This is a genomic window from Bacillus sp. ISL-7 (assembly GCF_018613065.1).
Genome location: NZ_JAGGQW010000006.1, coordinates 1 through 15641 on the forward strand (window position 1 = coordinate 1; position 15641 = coordinate 15641).

Here is a 15641-nt window from a genome sequence, read left to right on the forward strand (position 1 = left end):
ACTAAATAATATATCAATAACACTTCGGTTAATTTAAAAAGTAACTCTGTATTCAAGGGATGGTTATTACTTTAGGACTCGTAAAACGTTAGTTTCACAACAAAAGGTCGCTGCGGCGACTTTTTTCTTCTTCAACTAAATGGCAGGTTAGCTGAAGAAGGAATTTTTTTGTTAAATGAAGAATATTTCTCTTTAAAGTAAAAAGGAGGAATAAGATGACAAGAAAAAGCTGGATTTTATCAACTCTTTGTGGTTTATTACTTATTTTTGCTATTGAACTGTTTAGTACAGGCAATTCTTATCAGAACATTATTATCCCAAAAGGGATGGAAACCTTTCCTGTATACTTGATGAATTTTAGAATTGGCGAAGGTTCTACAACAATTGAATTAAATAGTTTTGCTAATACCTTTATGTGGTTAAGTTTAGTTCCGCTTTTGTTAGCAAGCTTGGTATTTCAAAGATTGTTAAAACGTAATTTCTAGGTGCTTGTGTCTAAATGGGCTTTTCCAGCATAACGGGAAAGTCTATTTGTTTTTCAATGAACAGGTAAGAACCTTCAATTAAATGAAGGGTGCTTTTTTAATAAAAACAAGTTTGTGAAAAAATGTACTTAAGCTAACGGGTGCTTGAGTTGAAGATTCAGCTGCCATTTTTGGCGGCTTATTTCTTCTTCAGCTAACGGTGGCAGTTTAGTTTAAGAACAAATACCAATAATCGCTAAAGAAAATAAAAAGAAAGATTTTTACCTTGATTTAGGTATAATGAAGTATATATAAATGGTAAATCGGAGAATTTTTATGAAGTTATTAAATACTTTTTTTGAACCTGTTTCTAATCTTTCAAAAAAGCAAAAAATCTTGCGGTTGTTTTTCTTTCTTATTTTATTTACTGAAATAATCACTCGTATTTTAAAAATTGATTCAATGCTGGTTCAAAATATTATTGATTCACTAATGGGATTATGCTTAATTGCTTTCATCTTGGAAATGTTGTTTTTAAAGAAAAAAAGTAATAATAACTAGTTCGTAAAAAAGCATACGAGGAATTTAAAGAAGCCAAAGCGAATTTATTAGAATGGGGTTCTTTAAGTGATTTAGGGACAAACTCTTTGCGGAAATTGGCATACCTTTATTAAACGGATTTATTTGAAACACATCGGTTTCATAAAAAGGATTCTGATGGAACAAGTTCCCATAACGAATATGCAGATAATCCAGTTGAACACCCTTTAGCTACACCTGATAGAGGTTATCGTTCCGTTGATTGCACCACAGACCTCTCTTCTCTTGAACCAAAAGATATTGCGGCACTAATTTTAAATGTAAATGACAATGCCACAAATACATTTATCCAACATATTCGTAGAAGATTATCTATTTTAGAACGACCACTGACAACCGTTCGTGGCGACGGTAAGAGCTATATTTACTCTAATTTCAATCCTAAATATGCTCAAATGGCTTTAACAATCCTTCGGACATATTACAATTTCTGTTTAGCCTATAAGACAAAAGAAGGGAAAACGGAAACTATCGTTACACCTGCACAGCCACTAGGACTTGTAACTAAAAAATTTAATATTAATGATGTATTGTATCTTAGATAATAGTGGGTGAATGTATGAATAAAGATTTGGCAGACTTTTTGACCGATATATCTTGGTTTTTTAGCGATAACGAAAAAATAGAAGTAATTGAGAAAAAATCATTTATTTGTTCTAAAGAATTTGAAGACAAATTTCCTTCATTAACAAAATTACTCAAAAAAGCACGAATTACAAAAATTAAATACGAAGGTCAAAATTTCGAACTATATGGTTGGACAAATTTAGCTTCTCAGTCATTTGGTTGGCTTTGTTTAGAACCCATAATAAAAGTTGATAAGCCACTTCAACCTGACCATATCCTTTTATTAAAAAATTTTGGTGGGATAACTGAAAGATGGAATGAACCTGAAGATACTTGGCTGATGAATTTAAATAACCCATTAACCTATGAAGATGCACAAATTGGTTTTAGCGGATTTGAAGACTTATTTAATGAAATGTGTCAGGAAGAAGGAATAGAAGTAAAAATAAAGCCCGATGATTATATATCATTTGCTTTCGAAGCGAATGGGAATGTTACGATGTACCATATTCAATCTAGTGAAGTTCTTATGTATGCCTCTGACCATTTTTTTGATTTCATTACTCCTTATGATAAATATCCAGAGTATACACTTTACAAGATTAACAATTGTAATACTTTTAGAGAATGGGTTGAAACAATTTCGGTCCAATGGTTAAAACATATAAAAAATTAAATAATTGAATATTAAAAAGAGCATTGCATAAAGCCAATGCTCTTTTCTATGCTAATTCAATTGCTAATTGTTTGATGATTTATTGCTTATTTTTGTTGTTAATTGCTATGTTATTTATAATTTTGTACTTCAAAACCGAACCCGTTAGAGAATAACTATCTGGTTTTTTTGCATAGTTTGTGAACGTTCTCACTTAAACTACCATGAAAATAAAATTCTGTAATCCCAAAAAAAGGCAATACTAAAGAGGACGCAGCTCATTCATTTTTAAAAAAAGGGGAGAGCGCCAAATTCATGGATCCTATGGTTTAGAAAGTGACTGGATTAAGATGCTTTAGGTTCTTCTAATGTTACTGTATATCCTAAACTTTCGAGTCGCCTAAGTGAATGCCGAACGATAGATTGTTGTCTCTGCTTATCAAAGTAGTCTTCGCCTAAGTCTACATACATTTCTTTTCGGGTTAAAAGATAATAAGAGATGCGCAACATGGCATGAGCGACGACAATCCCTGCGCGTTTCTTGCCTTTTCGTGATGCGGTACGCCTATATAGTGCTCCCAGATAGTTCTTTGATCCTCTTACTGAATGAGCTGCTTCCGTTAATGCGGATCTCAAATATTTGTTTCCTTTTTTGGTTTTGGCTGATTTTCTTTTCCCAGCACTCTCGTTTTGCCCTGGAACCAAACCTGCCCAGGAACACATGTGAGAGGCAGTTGGGAATTGTTTTTTAACATCAGTCCCGATTTCGGATAATATTTGTTCAGCGATTCTAGTAGCTATCCCAGGAATGGAATCTAGCCTTTCGATATCTTCTTGATGGGTGCTTACTCTTTCCGCCACTTCTTGATCCAGCATTTCGATTTGTTCAGTCAAAAAATCAATATGCTTTAAAATGGTTTTCAACATAAGACGTTGATGCGAATTAATATAACCTTTAAGAGCGAGTTCCAGTTCTTCTTTCTTCTTTTTCATGGTGCGTCGAGCGAAGTTTGCTAGTTTTTCAGGATCCTCTTCACCATCGGCAATGGCATCAAGCATATCTCGTGCTGAAACACCCAACACATCTGAAACAACCGACCCCAACTTAATGTTCGCGCCTTCTAACACCTTTTGGATTCGATTATGTTGTCTGGCACGCTCCTCAATAATACTTCTACGATAGCGAACGAGTTCACGCAATTCACGTTGATTTCGGTCAGGGATATAACTAGCTTTGAGTAGTCCGTGGCGAAGAAGCTTGGCAATCCATTCTGCATCCTTTACATCTGTTTTGCGTCCTGGAACTGCCTTCATATGTTGGGCATTCACAACTAAAAACTCAATATTTTCAGCTTCTAGTAAATTCACAATAGGCTTCCAATAAACACTCGTGCTTTCCATGGCGACATGGGTACAATTATGTTGTTTAATCCAGTCAACCAACTGTAATAGGTATACAGTTTTAGTAGAAAACGTTTGAATCTCCTTTCCTTTAGGTGTCATAATACAGGCGGTAATATTGTCCTTATGGACATCCATACCGCATGCTCTTTCAATGACTACATCCATTGAAAACATCCTTTCTACGGCAATTGTTATAATTAGAGGCTGGTGCATCAACCAGAATAGGATTAATCTACCATGTGTGCTTCCCGTAAGGGAGCGACAGTCAGTGGTGCACCGTGGTCGGTGGAGTCAGACTAACGGATGGGCTCTAACGCACCATAGTTCATCGACCTTCCTCTCCCAGCCGTAGAATCAGTATTGACGGTTAATGACCATTTTCATTCTCTGTGGTGAAGCGCTGATTTTTGCGCTTCATGGATGGCTATACTAAACGTTCTGATAATCCATTAAAGAAGATGCAATCCCTTATTGCCTTGTGTAATAAACTGATCCGTATTTTCTTTAGCATAGGTAAAAAGCAATTTGAATTTAGTGAAGAAAAGATGTTAAAGGATATTCCTCATTTGTCAGTATCAAAGAAGGTAGAAATGGCCGCTTGATTCTGTTTTAGATTAGGTTAAATAGTAGTAGCATTATAGATTTGGGTACATTTGAAGCTCGGATTAGTCGGCAAAGCAACTAAATTACGGGCAAAGGACCCTGTGGGGCAGCATGGCTGACATCCACCTCATGGAAAGGTTGGACGAAGGAATTTGAGAGCGAAGACTCTGTGAGACATGGGAGGGTTGACCTCCATGAGAAATATGGACATCCACCAGTGCGATCATATTTTGACTCATCCACCAATTTCTGTAAGTGATTGGTTAGTGGGCTATAAGTCTTTTTTCTCAAAGGGACCAGTTTTATCCTTTTCAGTAATGTTCACCCAACTATTAAATGATTACCGGAAGGTACACTACTATGAAAATCTAAGAAAAACGGAGAAATCGTGAGATTTTGCTTTCTTTATTGAGGGAGTTTAGCATAAGAAGGGGATATAAGGAAGAACAGCGAATTCATAAAAGTATTGAGCTAAGCTAGAGGTGTATTCATTCAATACACCTTATAATTTTGGGGTCATATTATGGCAGCTTTTACATTCATTTCTTTGACCTTTTGGAAAATGTTAAGGACATCAATATTAAAATAAATGGGGGAATTACTTTGCTGAAAATTGAAAATATGAATTTGTTGACGGATATTTCTCCCGAATTTTCATTTCTTGATTTAGAATACATCACAGATATTAGATACTTCGTAGAGTTTGATAACATAGCCTTGTTTGACGAAAGAAATCGGACAAATGTAGATATGAATTTTATCTATGATACTAAAGAAGCTCAGAGATTTGAGGTAAAAATTCGTTTTAACAGGGTGGAAAACTTTGAGATGATTGCTGGCGGAACAGTAATCCAATTATCATGGTTGGAAGTTGTGGATTTTCGTGATAAGAGTTGGGAGAATATTAAATTCCAGGTTCGGGGTTTTGAAAATAGGGATATTGATTTTTATTGCAATAACATCGAAATCCTTGAAGTAAATGAATCACAACTTATTGATAAGCTTTGGTAAAAATGAGATTGTGAAACGTTGTACTTAAGCTAACGGGTGCTTTACTGAAAAAAGTAGTAAAGTGTTTTTCTTACGACATGATTAGCTGAAAGGAGGGATTGATTCCCAATATTTCTGGTGGGTTAAATCGATTATTATAGAGTATAAATGTATCCTATAATAAAGGCGGTTCATTAAACTTGAAAAAATGGGAAAATGTAGCTAGAGGTATTTCGTTTACGTTTATAATCATTTCTCTTAATCATCTTGGGAAAATTGGAACATCATTTTGGCTATCTACCATGTATAGTATAATATTATTTTTTGGAGTTTCGTTTATTTTGTCTAAAATCCAATTCCTTCAGAAGCCAGTAACAAATAAAATTGGATGGTTAACTTTAATTGCATCATTCATCTTCATAGAAGTTTTGTTTTCTTTATTTTAAAGAACTAATTCAACTAACGGATGCTTTACTGAAACAAGGAATAAACTAAAAAGAGCCTAAATTATGCAAGTTTTTATTCACTACTTGTATATTTAGGCTCTTTTTATATTCATAAAACATAATGCCTTTTTATTTGCCAAAAACAGTTTGACTTCGTTTTATAAGAGAATCATGTTCGTAGAGGCTCCGTGTCAAAGGACATTTATTTTAATCTAATTTCCATTTAAGTGTGTCACTTAAATGAGCAAAAACTGTGTCATTTAACTAGACGGTCACAAATGCCCACCTTATCTGCCAAAGATGGATTAAAGAGGGAGTAAAAACATAATCTAGACTAAGAGATGGAGCCTTTTCCAAGCTCTTTTGTTTTTCTATATTTCCATACATAAATCGACAAAAAAAGACCCCAAATAGGGTCCTTTAATTAATTCAAAGTGTTTCTATAAACATAAGGGTCATTAGGCTTTGGAATGGTTTTGTAGCTTGTTACTTTTAAAACAGGAATTTTGGTTTTCATTTGTGGATAATAAACTGTATCCATTGTTCCTGTTACTTGATACCATTGGTCATTCGGTATGTGTACGTTTTTCGGGAATTGAATCATCATTCCAAAGGCACCAGAGTCAGCGACACAGTGAATGAGCCCAAAGCGAAGTAAAAACAGCTGGTTAGGTTGTTCTCCTGGACCATTGTAAGTAAATCCTTTCATGGTAATAGTTTTCCCTGCAAACGCCCCTGAAAAATTATACATTACTTCTAACCCGACTAAATAGTCTTTATCCGTTAAAGTAATATTATTTTTTGGAATATAAGACTTAGACTCTTTCCTTACTAAATCCACAAAATCAGCTTGGTTCATGAATTTACTCATATCAGGATTCAGAACTTGATGAGTCCCGTATCGATCACTTCCGTCTTCTAATGTCGGAAATGAAAACCCCTTTGCATCCACAAGCTGTGAATCAAGAGTTGCCACTGGCAAAACCACTCCAGAAATAGCAGGAATTAACACAAGAGTGTAAGCCAAGAATTTTTTTATCTTTTTTCCAGCAGATTGTTTCTTTTTTTCGTGACCATGTTCATGATGGTGTTCATGGTCATGATGATCGTAGCTACAATCACAATCATGTTGTTCCTCTTTCTTTTCTCCAGAAGACCATAATTTAATTCCTTCGACAACTGTAAGTATGAATAAAATCACGATCATACTCGCAGATAAGAAGCTATATTTCATGTTTATATATTTTGAAATGTTTCCAGTGGTATGCAGCATAAAAAACAAGTTTGTAGTAAGTATTAAAATAAGGACTTTAAACATCATCCCACATCCTTTACAAAAGAAGTGAACCAATGAATACAAATGAAGTAATCAATGAAACTAAAAGAACCGCAAATTTTGCCTTAAAAGACCCAAACATCATAAGTAAATTTTTAATATCTACCATATTGCCAAACACTAAGAAAGATACGACTGAAGTTTGGGGGAAAAAATTACGAAAAGATGCTGCTACAAAAGCATCAGCTTCCGAACAAACAGATAATATAAAAGCTAAAGCCATCATAACCAATATAGCAGTTACGTGCGTACCGCCCAGTGTTGTTAATATCCGTGTAGGTACATAAACTTGCATAGTAGATGCAATTAGTGCACCTAGCACTACGTATTTTCCCATACTAAAAAATTCGTCAACGGTGTGGTTAAAAACACTCATTAATTTTTGTCTAGTATTCTGGTGAGAATGGTCGTGAACATGTATTTCATTATTTTCTTTTAGTGGATTGTCCTTTATGACAAAAGATAATACAAGTCCAACTAAAATTGAAACACCGATTGCTAACCCTGCTCGATACCCTACCATCGTCCAGCTATCCCCGAATGCAATAAATGTAGCAAATAAAACAATAGGATTGATAATTGGACCAGAAAGCATAAAGGCAATTCCTGCATGAGGGGCGAGTCCTTTTTTTATTAACCGTGAAACTATGGGAACAATACCACATTCACATCCAGGAAATAATACTCCCATAAAACTAGCAGCAACAACAGATAAATATCTATTTTTTGGGAGAATTCTAAGCAGTGTATTTTCAGAAACAAAAACTTCTATCAGTGCAGAAATAAAAGCCCCAACGACAATAAATGGGAATGCTTCAATGATAATACTTATAAAAATCGTATTCAATTGTAATAATCGATCCATGCATATTCCTCCTGTGATATAACACAATTGGTTTCTTTAAAAAAACAACTTCTACCATCAAAATTATCACTAATTTCATATGTTTTGATTTTCCATATGGGGTAGATATGTTTCCCATTAAAATATATTAAACAATCTTTGTGACGAAAATGTTAACAGTTCAAAAGAATTTTCTAAATGTTTTATTTGAAACCAATAATAATTAGAAATAGAAAATCCAGCACAATTACGGCTGGATTTCTCTGTAATAGGTAATGGTTCCTTTACCCCAAAATGATTCTACTACTTAAATGTGAATATTTTATGAATAGATAAAAATAAATGCCTTTAATCTTGTTTTTAATTTGATGGAGTAATCATTTTTTTCATTAATAATTAAAGGGCTATTCAATTCTAATACCTACATCAAACACATAGGGTTGCTGTGGAGCAGTAATTTTTGAAAGCTGGTCAATTTTTATAACGGGAATTGTCTCCCCATTGAATTGGGTTTGCTCAATTTTTCCTGTTACTTGAACCCATTTATCTTTCGGCAATGCAGCTACCTCTCCTTTTGCCATTATTCCATATACCGAGGCATCGGCAACACAGCATGTGATTCCAAATCGAGCAACAATAATTTGGTTTTGCATAAATTCTTTTTCCCGATACACAAATCCTTTTGTGGTTACGATTTTTCCAATCATAGCATTTAGATTATCTTGAATTATGCTCATTATGTTTACATATTGGTTATCTTCTATATTAATGATATTAGCCTTTAATATTTTATTCTTCAACGCATCATATTCTTTTTGAGTTAAAGGCTCAGGTTGATTATCAAGTACACTTTGTGTGTTAGTTGATGTATTAAATTTATTGGTATTAGATGATGATGGTAAACTTGAACTGTTACTTATAGTTTTATTTTGTTCAGTCGGTTGAGAGGTAGCTCCCAATTTAATCGTTCTATTCATTGCAACAGAGCTTCCTAGCACATTGTTCGAGAAAAGAAATCCTGTGGTTATAGGAATAATAAATAATAAATAAAGAAACACACTTTTTGAGAAAGAGGAGGGATAGGTATGATCCCCGTCACAATCACAATGATAAGAATGATCCTTCCCTGAAGTTCCTCTTATAATCAAAAGAACTCCAAGAATAAGGCATATAAAAAGAGTAAAGTAAATAAATCGAATCATTTTTGGTGCGATTAAAAGAGATATATTATTCGTTAGAAGTAATTTAAATAAAAGCAACATAAATCCAATCAAAATGATTCCCCTGATAAGATGATGAAAAGAAAAATCTTGGATTTTATTAGGTCTCATTAGGACACCCCTTTTATAAAAAAATTAGCTGAAAAATATATACGGAAAAATAGACGACAAGAGGAGTTACCAATAGTAGATAAATGACAAACTTTTTCTTAAAATAACCCAATAACATTAAGGTGTTTTTTATATCAATCATAGGACCGAAAACAAGAAATGCAAGTATGGAACCTTCTGTAAAAGTGGAACCAAATGACGAAGCTACAAAGGCATCTGCTGAAGAGCATACAGAAAGGAGGTATCCTAGACCCATCATAGCCATTGGTGCAAAGGTTGTGCTAGTACCTATTGATAGGAGAACATTTCGGTCTAAGAAAGCTTGAAATAAACTGGCAAGAAATGCACCTATGAATAAATACTTACCTGTATCAAATAATTCATCACTTGCATGATAGAGTGTTTCTAATAGTTTATTTCCTCTTTGGTGGTGGTGGTGGTGGTCTTCCTTTTGCACTTTAAGAATATTTTCACCTTTAAAACGTCTGTAAATGATTAATCCAATAATAATGGAACTTATAAATCCTACAAACATCCTTGCATTGGCTACATAAGGTGTGCTTTTAAATGCAAAATAAGTAGACGCATAAACGACAGGGTTTAAGATTGGAGCACTAAGCATAAATACAACACCTACATGTGAAGGCATGCCTTTTTTTATTAACCTGCGAACGACAGGAACGATGGCACACTCACATATAGGAAAGATTATTCCAAGTAAAGCGGCAGGTATAAGGGCTAAATAGGCATTACGGGGCACGACCCTTCGGATTACATTTTCGGAAACAAATGATTGAATAATTGCCGATACAAATACACCCAGTAAAATAAATGGGATTGCTTCTAAAATAATACTAAGAAAAATGGTATTTACATTAAAAAACGTACTAGGGATTCTAGTAAAAAAAGAAATGTTTTTTAATTCCTCCGCAAAAAGAAATAGAAAAAGGAATAAACAAAATAATAGTAAAACGAGGCTATCTTTTACCATCTTATTTATAAAGCTCACAACCATTCTACCTCCTCAAATCTATCATTCCTTTCATATGGATATGCGATTATGATTCGTTTATTTCATTAAAATTTGATGATTGACATAAATAAATAATCGTTATAAGATGTAATTCGTAATAATTACGATTTATATATTGCTATTAATCTTAAATATTACAAAAAAATTATTTTCTTTAAATCGTAATAATTCCTAATAAAAGACAACTTTGGAGGGAAATGAACATGAAAAGACTTTTAATCCCATTAATTATTTTCCTATTAATGGTAGGTGGTTGCTCTAACACAGTTTCAACAAAAAGTGAAAAAACAAGTGAAGGTTCTAAAAAACTGCAAATTGTCACTACTTTTTATCCAATGTACTACTTTGCCAAAAAGGTGGCAGGCGACTCAGCAAATGTGGAACTATTAATACCAAATGGTGCAGAACCACACGATTGGGAACCGACAGCAAAGGATATGGCTAAAATTCAAGACGCTGATGTTTTTATTTACAATAGTCAATACTTTGAAATTTGGACTGAAAAGGTATTGAAAAGTATTAATGATTCCAATTTAAAGGTTGTGGAGGCTTCCAGTGGGATTAAATTGATGGATGCACTGGAATCAGAGGAAGGGGAGGAGCATACTGCTTCTAAAGATCCACATGTCTGGCTTTCTCCAGTATTTGCTCAGCAAGAAGTTAACACAATTGCTAAGGCTTTAGAACAGGCAGATCCTAGTAATAAAGACCAGTTTCAAAAAAATGCAACGGCTTTAAATTCTGAGTTAGCAGATCTGGACCGCTTATATAAAGAGACAATTGATAAAGCCAAGAAGAAAGAATTTGTTACACAACATGCTGCATTTGGGTACTTGGCAAAACAATATGGACTGACTCAAATTCCTATCGCAGGACTATCACCCGACGTTGAACCAACATTAGGGAAATTAGCTGAACTAACGGAATTAACAAAGAAGAAAAATATAAAGATTGTTTATTTTGAGGAAATGACATCTTCAAAAGTGGCGGAAACGTTAGCAAAAGAAATAGGTGCTAAAACGGAAGTATTAAATCCATTAGAGGGATTAACGAAAGAAGAACAACAACAAGGATTAGACTATATTGGTGTTATGAAAAAAAATCTGGATGCATTGAAATTATCGATTTATTGATTAGTTATTTAGTTTGGAGTTAATTAATAATATTAAAAAAGTTTATGATTTCATTAATTTATCTAATGGTTTACGCTGCCTTTTTCTGCTTTTCTTTTTGACCTAAAAGGGCAGCGTTTAGTTGGATTTCATTTTATAAGGAATTTTCTAAAAATAAATGATTCAAATAACAAGGAATTTTATCTTGAGCTTGACATGATAAAAAGAACTCATGTAAAATCTAAATCGTAATCATTTCGATTTGTTGAAAGGAGGAACTTATATGAGAGTAAAAATAACTCTGCAATGTACAGAAACAGGTGACAGAAATTACATAACTACTAAGAACAAAAGAAATAATCCAGAAAGGCTAGAATTAAGAAAATATTCTCCTAGATTGAAACGTTATACAATACACAGAGAAACGAAGTAGATATTTTGCAAAGTTATAGGTTAAATCTATGGACATTAACAATATTCCGATGAATCATGGACAAGTATAATATGTAAATCGTAATGATTTTGATTTAAATCAAATGGAAGGAAGGATAAAGTGAAAGAAATTGTAATTCCAGTAACCGTTTTAAGTGGCTATTTAGGTGCAGGTAAGACAACATTATTAAATTATATTCTTCAAAACCGTGAGGGATTAAGAGTTGCTGTTATCGTCAATGACATGAGCGAAATTAATGTAGATGCTGAGTTGGTTAAACAAGGTGGAGGGCTTAATAGGACGGAAGAAAAACTGGTTGAACTAACCAATGGATGTATTTGTTGCACTTTAAGAGAAGATCTTTTAAAGGAAGTGGAACGGCTCGTCCAGAAAGGAAACATTGATTACATTGTGATTGAATCAACAGGAATTAGCGAGCCAGTTCCAGTTGCCCAAACATTTTCTTACATTGATGAAGAATTGGGGATTGACCTGACCAAGTATTGTCGGCTAGATACCATGGTCACGGTGGTTGATGCAAATAGGTTTTGGCATGATTTTTCCTCTGGCGACCTGCTATTAGAAAGAAATCAGGCTTTAGGTGAAGATTACGATCGATCTGTCGCAGATTTATTAATAGACCAAATTGAGTTTTGTGATGTTTTAGTCCTTAATAAATGTGATTTATTAGAACAGGAGCAATTAAGGCAGCTGGAGGGATTTTTAAGAAAGCTCCAACCCGAAGCAAAATTTCATCGTACCGTAAACGGAAAACTTCCACTTATAGAGGTATTGAATACAGGTTTATTTAATTTTGAAACTGCAAGCCAATCGGCAGGCTGGTTAAAAGAATTAGAGACACCTGAGCATACCCCTGAAACGGAAGAGTATGGGATAAGCTCTTTTGTTTATAGAAGTTCGGTTCCATTTCATTCTGAAAGATTTAATCGTTGGGTAGATGAAATGCCTGATGTGATAGTGAGGGCAAAGGGAATCGTATGGTGTGCAACTAGAAATGACCTAGCTTTATTATTCTCGCAAGCAGGTCCATCGATACAATTAGAGCCTGTTTCTTACTGGATAGCTTCTTTACCTTCTGAACAACATGCCCAGTATTTTGAAGAAAATCCTGAATTAAGAGATGATTGGGATGAAAAGTATGGAGATCGGAAAAATGAACTTGTCCTAATTGGAATTGACATGGATAAAAACCTTGTAAAAGCTTCATTAGACAGATGTTTGTTGACCGATGAGGAGATGACACAAAATTGGAATGAAATGAATGATCCTTTTGTATGGACCATTACAACAGCAGTATAGATATAAATTTAGCTCTCCCACCAAATGACATGACAATTAAGGGTATCCAGTTATAATATTTTTACTTATTCCACGTAGGGGTAATGCTTAAGCACTTTGTCCATTTTTATGTGAGAAAAGTAAGTTTGTGAAGAAATGTACTTAAAGTAACGGGTGCTTGAGTTAAACAAAGAGTCGTATCTGCGGCTCTTTTTTCTTGTTAAACTAAAGGATGCAGGTTGGTGCAAGAAGGACTTTTGGGAATGCTAAAGAAAACTTCAAATATACAAATTGAATCAAGGTGAGTTAAATGAAAAATAAAGTGAAACCTATTTTGATAACAATAATCACAATACTTGCTGTATTTATGGTTGGTAAATATGTATTGGATACATTGTTTGGAGATATGTGTGGAAATGATATTGTACAAAAAGTCCCTTCTCCTAGTGGTGAGAATGTGGCTTATGTTTTCAAAAGAAGTTGTGGAGCAACAACGGGATTCTCACCTCAATTATCCATTTTAGATAAAGATGACGATTTTCAAAATGAATCGGGAAATACATTTAGGTCAGATAAAGACTTTTCTATTGAATGGCTTGATGAAAAGAACCTAAAAGTTATTTATGATAAATCCTCTGAAACTTACGAAATGGATAAAAAAGTGAATGGGATTGAGATTGATTATGTAGGAAAATAAAAGAGAGTATGTCTTGTTCAACTCCCTCAGTTTAATACGATTTTCTCACGAATACTCGCTTATTCGCAGGATTTCATAACCCTAAATATGGATTTAACGATTAAATGAAATGAGTTCAGATCATTATGGCTCCGTGAAGGCATAGTGAAATAAAGGAGTATTACAAAACTTCACATTTTACCAAATGATGTACATTCTCCACGCCGCCCTTGGAGGCTTTCCCTCCCATGTCTCAACGGGTCAATTGCCCTATCATTCCTTCGTCATACCTATCCAAGGGGTGGAGGCAGTAATGCTAACCTGATGGGTCAGTGCCCTTTTGTTCAATAAATCTGGTACTCCGTACATATTTGAAATCCTACGAATAAGCCAACATTCGATAAGTGTAAAGCTAACAATCACTCTTTATTATTATTTATTTATTGGAGTTTCCCTTTCGGGAAACTAGTAAGTGTTTCTATGAAACTATTAGTTCTATGCTGCTAAAGAAGTTATAGGTTGTAATTTTTCTGGACAATAGGACTCATTTCGTTTGGCTATTCCTACAAATATCCGAGCCAGTTTACCAACCAATTTCATAATTGAATTCATTTTTTTGATTTTTTTTTTCACCTTAACATTTGAGGTGTGTAAAGCTTTAAACTCAGGGTTGTTCATGACAAGGCTCATCGTCGCTAAGTAGAGAAAACGCCGAAGTCTAGATCTTCCTCGTTTAGAAATGACAATTTGACCTTTCCACTTTCCTGAACTTGCTTCAGCTAGGTGCAATCCTGCATGTCTTAGTAAAGAATTGCCGTGGGCAAAGCCACTTAAATCTCCTGCTTCCCCTAATATACCAGCCAATGAAATTTCACTAATTCCTTTAATAGTAAGCAATTGCTGGGCATATGGAATTTGTTTAAGTGCTTCTGTGACCTGTTGTTCAACTCTTTCGAGTTGTGTAGTTGCGAGATCGTATTCCTCTAATAATTGTTGTAGATGAAATTTATAAGCATCAAGTGCTTTCTTGGTTCCAATAGAACGTTTAGCTAAATGAATAAGTAAATGGGCCTTTTTTAATCCAGGCTGTCTCTTCATCAGAGACCTCCATCCGAGAACCACGCTTTGAGGTTGTATTGAACACAATTCGAATGGGGTGGGAAATAAACGAAGGGTTGCGATTGCCCCTTTACCTGTCACGTCTTTAAACACTTGTCGAAACTCTGGAAAGACAATATCTACCCAACGATTTATTTGGTTGATTGAACTAACGAGCCGCTTAACAATAACATCACGGTTAGACATAAGAACTCGAAGTTCTTCAAAGGATTCAGAAGTAGGACGAACGATGGAATAGTAACCATTCTTCACCATATCAGCGATTACTAGTGCATCTTTTTTATCGCTTTTTGACTGGGTATTATCTCGATTCTCTTTATTCCTTTTCACATGGTACGGATTTACTGTAACTACATCAATATTATGTTCGACAAGCCACTTTGATAGATTAACCCAGTAATGTCCAGTAGGTTCCATGCCGACTATAGTCGTATCTAAGTTATTGGTCCTTTTTAGTTTGTTAATCCAGTTTAATAAAATAGTAAATCCCTCATCGTTATTTTCAAATGTGAGAGGATCACCTACAACAATTCCCCGAAAATTCACTGCTCGAGCGACATGAAATTGTTGAGCAATGTCCACACCAACAACGAGATGTTTATTGGAAATTCTTTCTACTAGTTGATTTTGTTTGTCTTGCATTTTAAACTTCATAGTAGGGGTTCCTCCTAAGGTTTTGAGTTAGAGTGGTGTCTATACTCATATCTTACTGAGGAGCTTTATTTTTTT

Annotated in this window: 15 protein-coding genes and 2 pseudogenes; 11 read left to right on the forward strand and 6 right to left on the reverse strand. The window is 34.4% G+C overall.

Annotation, left to right across the window (positions count from 1 at the left end):
- The first annotated feature begins 215 nt into the window (after positions 1 to 215).
- The 4 genes and pseudogenes from J7E66_RS01725 to J7E66_RS01735 all read left to right on the forward strand — a co-directional run bounded on the left by J7E66_RS01725 (position 216) and on the right by J7E66_RS01735 (position 2307).
- Positions 216 to 485 carry a hypothetical protein gene (locus tag J7E66_RS01725; protein ID WP_214997739.1) on the forward strand — a complete coding sequence of 90 codons (270 nt, stop codon included), beginning with the start codon at positions 216 to 218 and terminating at the stop codon, positions 483 to 485.
- A gap of 315 nt (positions 486 to 800) precedes the next feature.
- On the forward strand, positions 801 to 1025 hold the full coding sequence (locus J7E66_RS01730) for a hypothetical protein (RefSeq protein WP_214997740.1): 225 nt from the start codon (positions 801 to 803) through the stop codon (positions 1023 to 1025).
- 314 nt (positions 1026 to 1339) lie between these two features.
- Positions 1340 to 1609 (forward strand): annotated as a pseudogene (locus tag J7E66_RS33055) (insertion element protein); the annotation flags it as partial.
- A 14-nt stretch (positions 1610 to 1623) separates the two neighbouring features.
- Entirely contained in the window at positions 1624 to 2307 is a 684-nt protein-coding gene (locus J7E66_RS01735) for a hypothetical protein (RefSeq protein ID WP_214997741.1), read from the forward strand.
- 324 nt (positions 2308 to 2631) lie between these two features.
- Here the strand turns inward: J7E66_RS01735 and J7E66_RS01740 are convergent, their stop codons facing one another.
- The gene (locus J7E66_RS01740; protein ID WP_214997742.1) at positions 2632 to 3855 is read right to left on the reverse strand and encodes an IS110 family RNA-guided transposase; all 1224 of its coding nucleotides are present in this window, start codon (positions 3853 to 3855) and stop codon (positions 2632 to 2634) included.
- A gap of 260 nt (positions 3856 to 4115) precedes the next feature.
- On the opposite strand from J7E66_RS01740, the pseudogene J7E66_RS01745 reads away from it, so the two are divergent.
- The 3 genes and pseudogenes from J7E66_RS01745 to J7E66_RS01755 form a co-directional block, all read left to right on the forward strand.
- Positions 4116 to 4292, forward strand: a pseudogene (locus tag J7E66_RS01745) (IS110 family transposase); the annotation flags it as partial.
- Positions 4293 to 4487: 195 nt separating this feature from the next.
- Entirely contained in the window at positions 4488 to 4685 is a 198-nt protein-coding gene (locus J7E66_RS01750) for a hypothetical protein (protein ID WP_214997743.1), read from the forward strand.
- Between the two features lie 211 nt (positions 4686 to 4896).
- Positions 4897 to 5304, forward strand: coding sequence for a hypothetical protein (locus tag J7E66_RS01755; protein WP_214997744.1), 408 nt, complete (start codon positions 4897 to 4899; stop codon positions 5302 to 5304).
- Positions 5305 to 6153: 849 nt separating this feature from the next.
- Here the strand turns inward: J7E66_RS01755 and J7E66_RS01760 are convergent.
- From J7E66_RS01760 to J7E66_RS01775, 4 genes are all read right to left on the reverse strand, one after another.
- Entirely contained in the window at positions 6154 to 7047 is an 894-nt protein-coding gene (locus J7E66_RS01760; protein ID WP_214997745.1) for a TIGR03943 family putative permease subunit, read from the reverse strand.
- Between the two features lie 13 nt (positions 7048 to 7060).
- The gene (locus J7E66_RS01765; protein WP_374103817.1) at positions 7061 to 7948 is read right to left on the reverse strand and encodes a permease; all 888 of its coding nucleotides are present in this window, start codon (positions 7946 to 7948) and stop codon (positions 7061 to 7063) included.
- Between the two features lie 365 nt (positions 7949 to 8313).
- Entirely contained in the window at positions 8314 to 9240 is a 927-nt protein-coding gene (locus tag J7E66_RS01770; RefSeq protein ID WP_214997747.1) for a TIGR03943 family putative permease subunit, read from the reverse strand.
- Between the two features lie 13 nt (positions 9241 to 9253).
- A complete protein-coding gene (locus J7E66_RS01775) occupies positions 9254 to 10231 on the reverse strand; it encodes a permease (protein ID WP_251032704.1) in 978 nt (325 codons plus the stop codon).
- A gap of 245 nt (positions 10232 to 10476) precedes the next feature.
- Here J7E66_RS01775 and J7E66_RS01780 point away from each other — a divergent pair, with 245 nt between their 5' ends.
- From J7E66_RS01780 to J7E66_RS01795, 4 genes are all read left to right on the forward strand, one after another.
- The gene (locus J7E66_RS01780) at positions 10477 to 11406 is read left to right on the forward strand and encodes a metal ABC transporter substrate-binding protein (protein ID WP_214997749.1); all 930 of its coding nucleotides are present in this window, start codon (positions 10477 to 10479) and stop codon (positions 11404 to 11406) included.
- Between the two features lie 262 nt (positions 11407 to 11668).
- Positions 11669 to 11818, forward strand: a complete 150-nt coding sequence (gene rpmG / locus J7E66_RS01785) for a 50S ribosomal protein L33 (protein WP_168243666.1) — start codon at positions 11669 to 11671, stop codon at positions 11816 to 11818.
- Positions 11819 to 11947: 129 nt separating this feature from the next.
- A complete protein-coding gene (locus J7E66_RS01790; RefSeq protein WP_374103818.1) occupies positions 11948 to 13138 on the forward strand; it encodes a GTP-binding protein in 1191 nt (396 codons plus the stop codon).
- A 289-nt stretch (positions 13139 to 13427) separates the two neighbouring features.
- Positions 13428 to 13814: a hypothetical protein gene (locus J7E66_RS01795; RefSeq protein WP_214997751.1), complete on the forward strand. Its 387-nt coding sequence runs from the start codon at positions 13428 to 13430 to the stop codon at positions 13812 to 13814.
- Positions 13815 to 14288: 474 nt separating this feature from the next.
- Here J7E66_RS01795 and J7E66_RS01800 read toward each other — a convergent pair whose 3' ends face one another.
- A complete protein-coding gene (locus J7E66_RS01800; RefSeq protein WP_214997752.1) occupies positions 14289 to 15566 on the reverse strand; it encodes an IS110 family RNA-guided transposase in 1278 nt (425 codons plus the stop codon).
- Positions 15567 to 15641 lie beyond the last annotated feature (75 nt).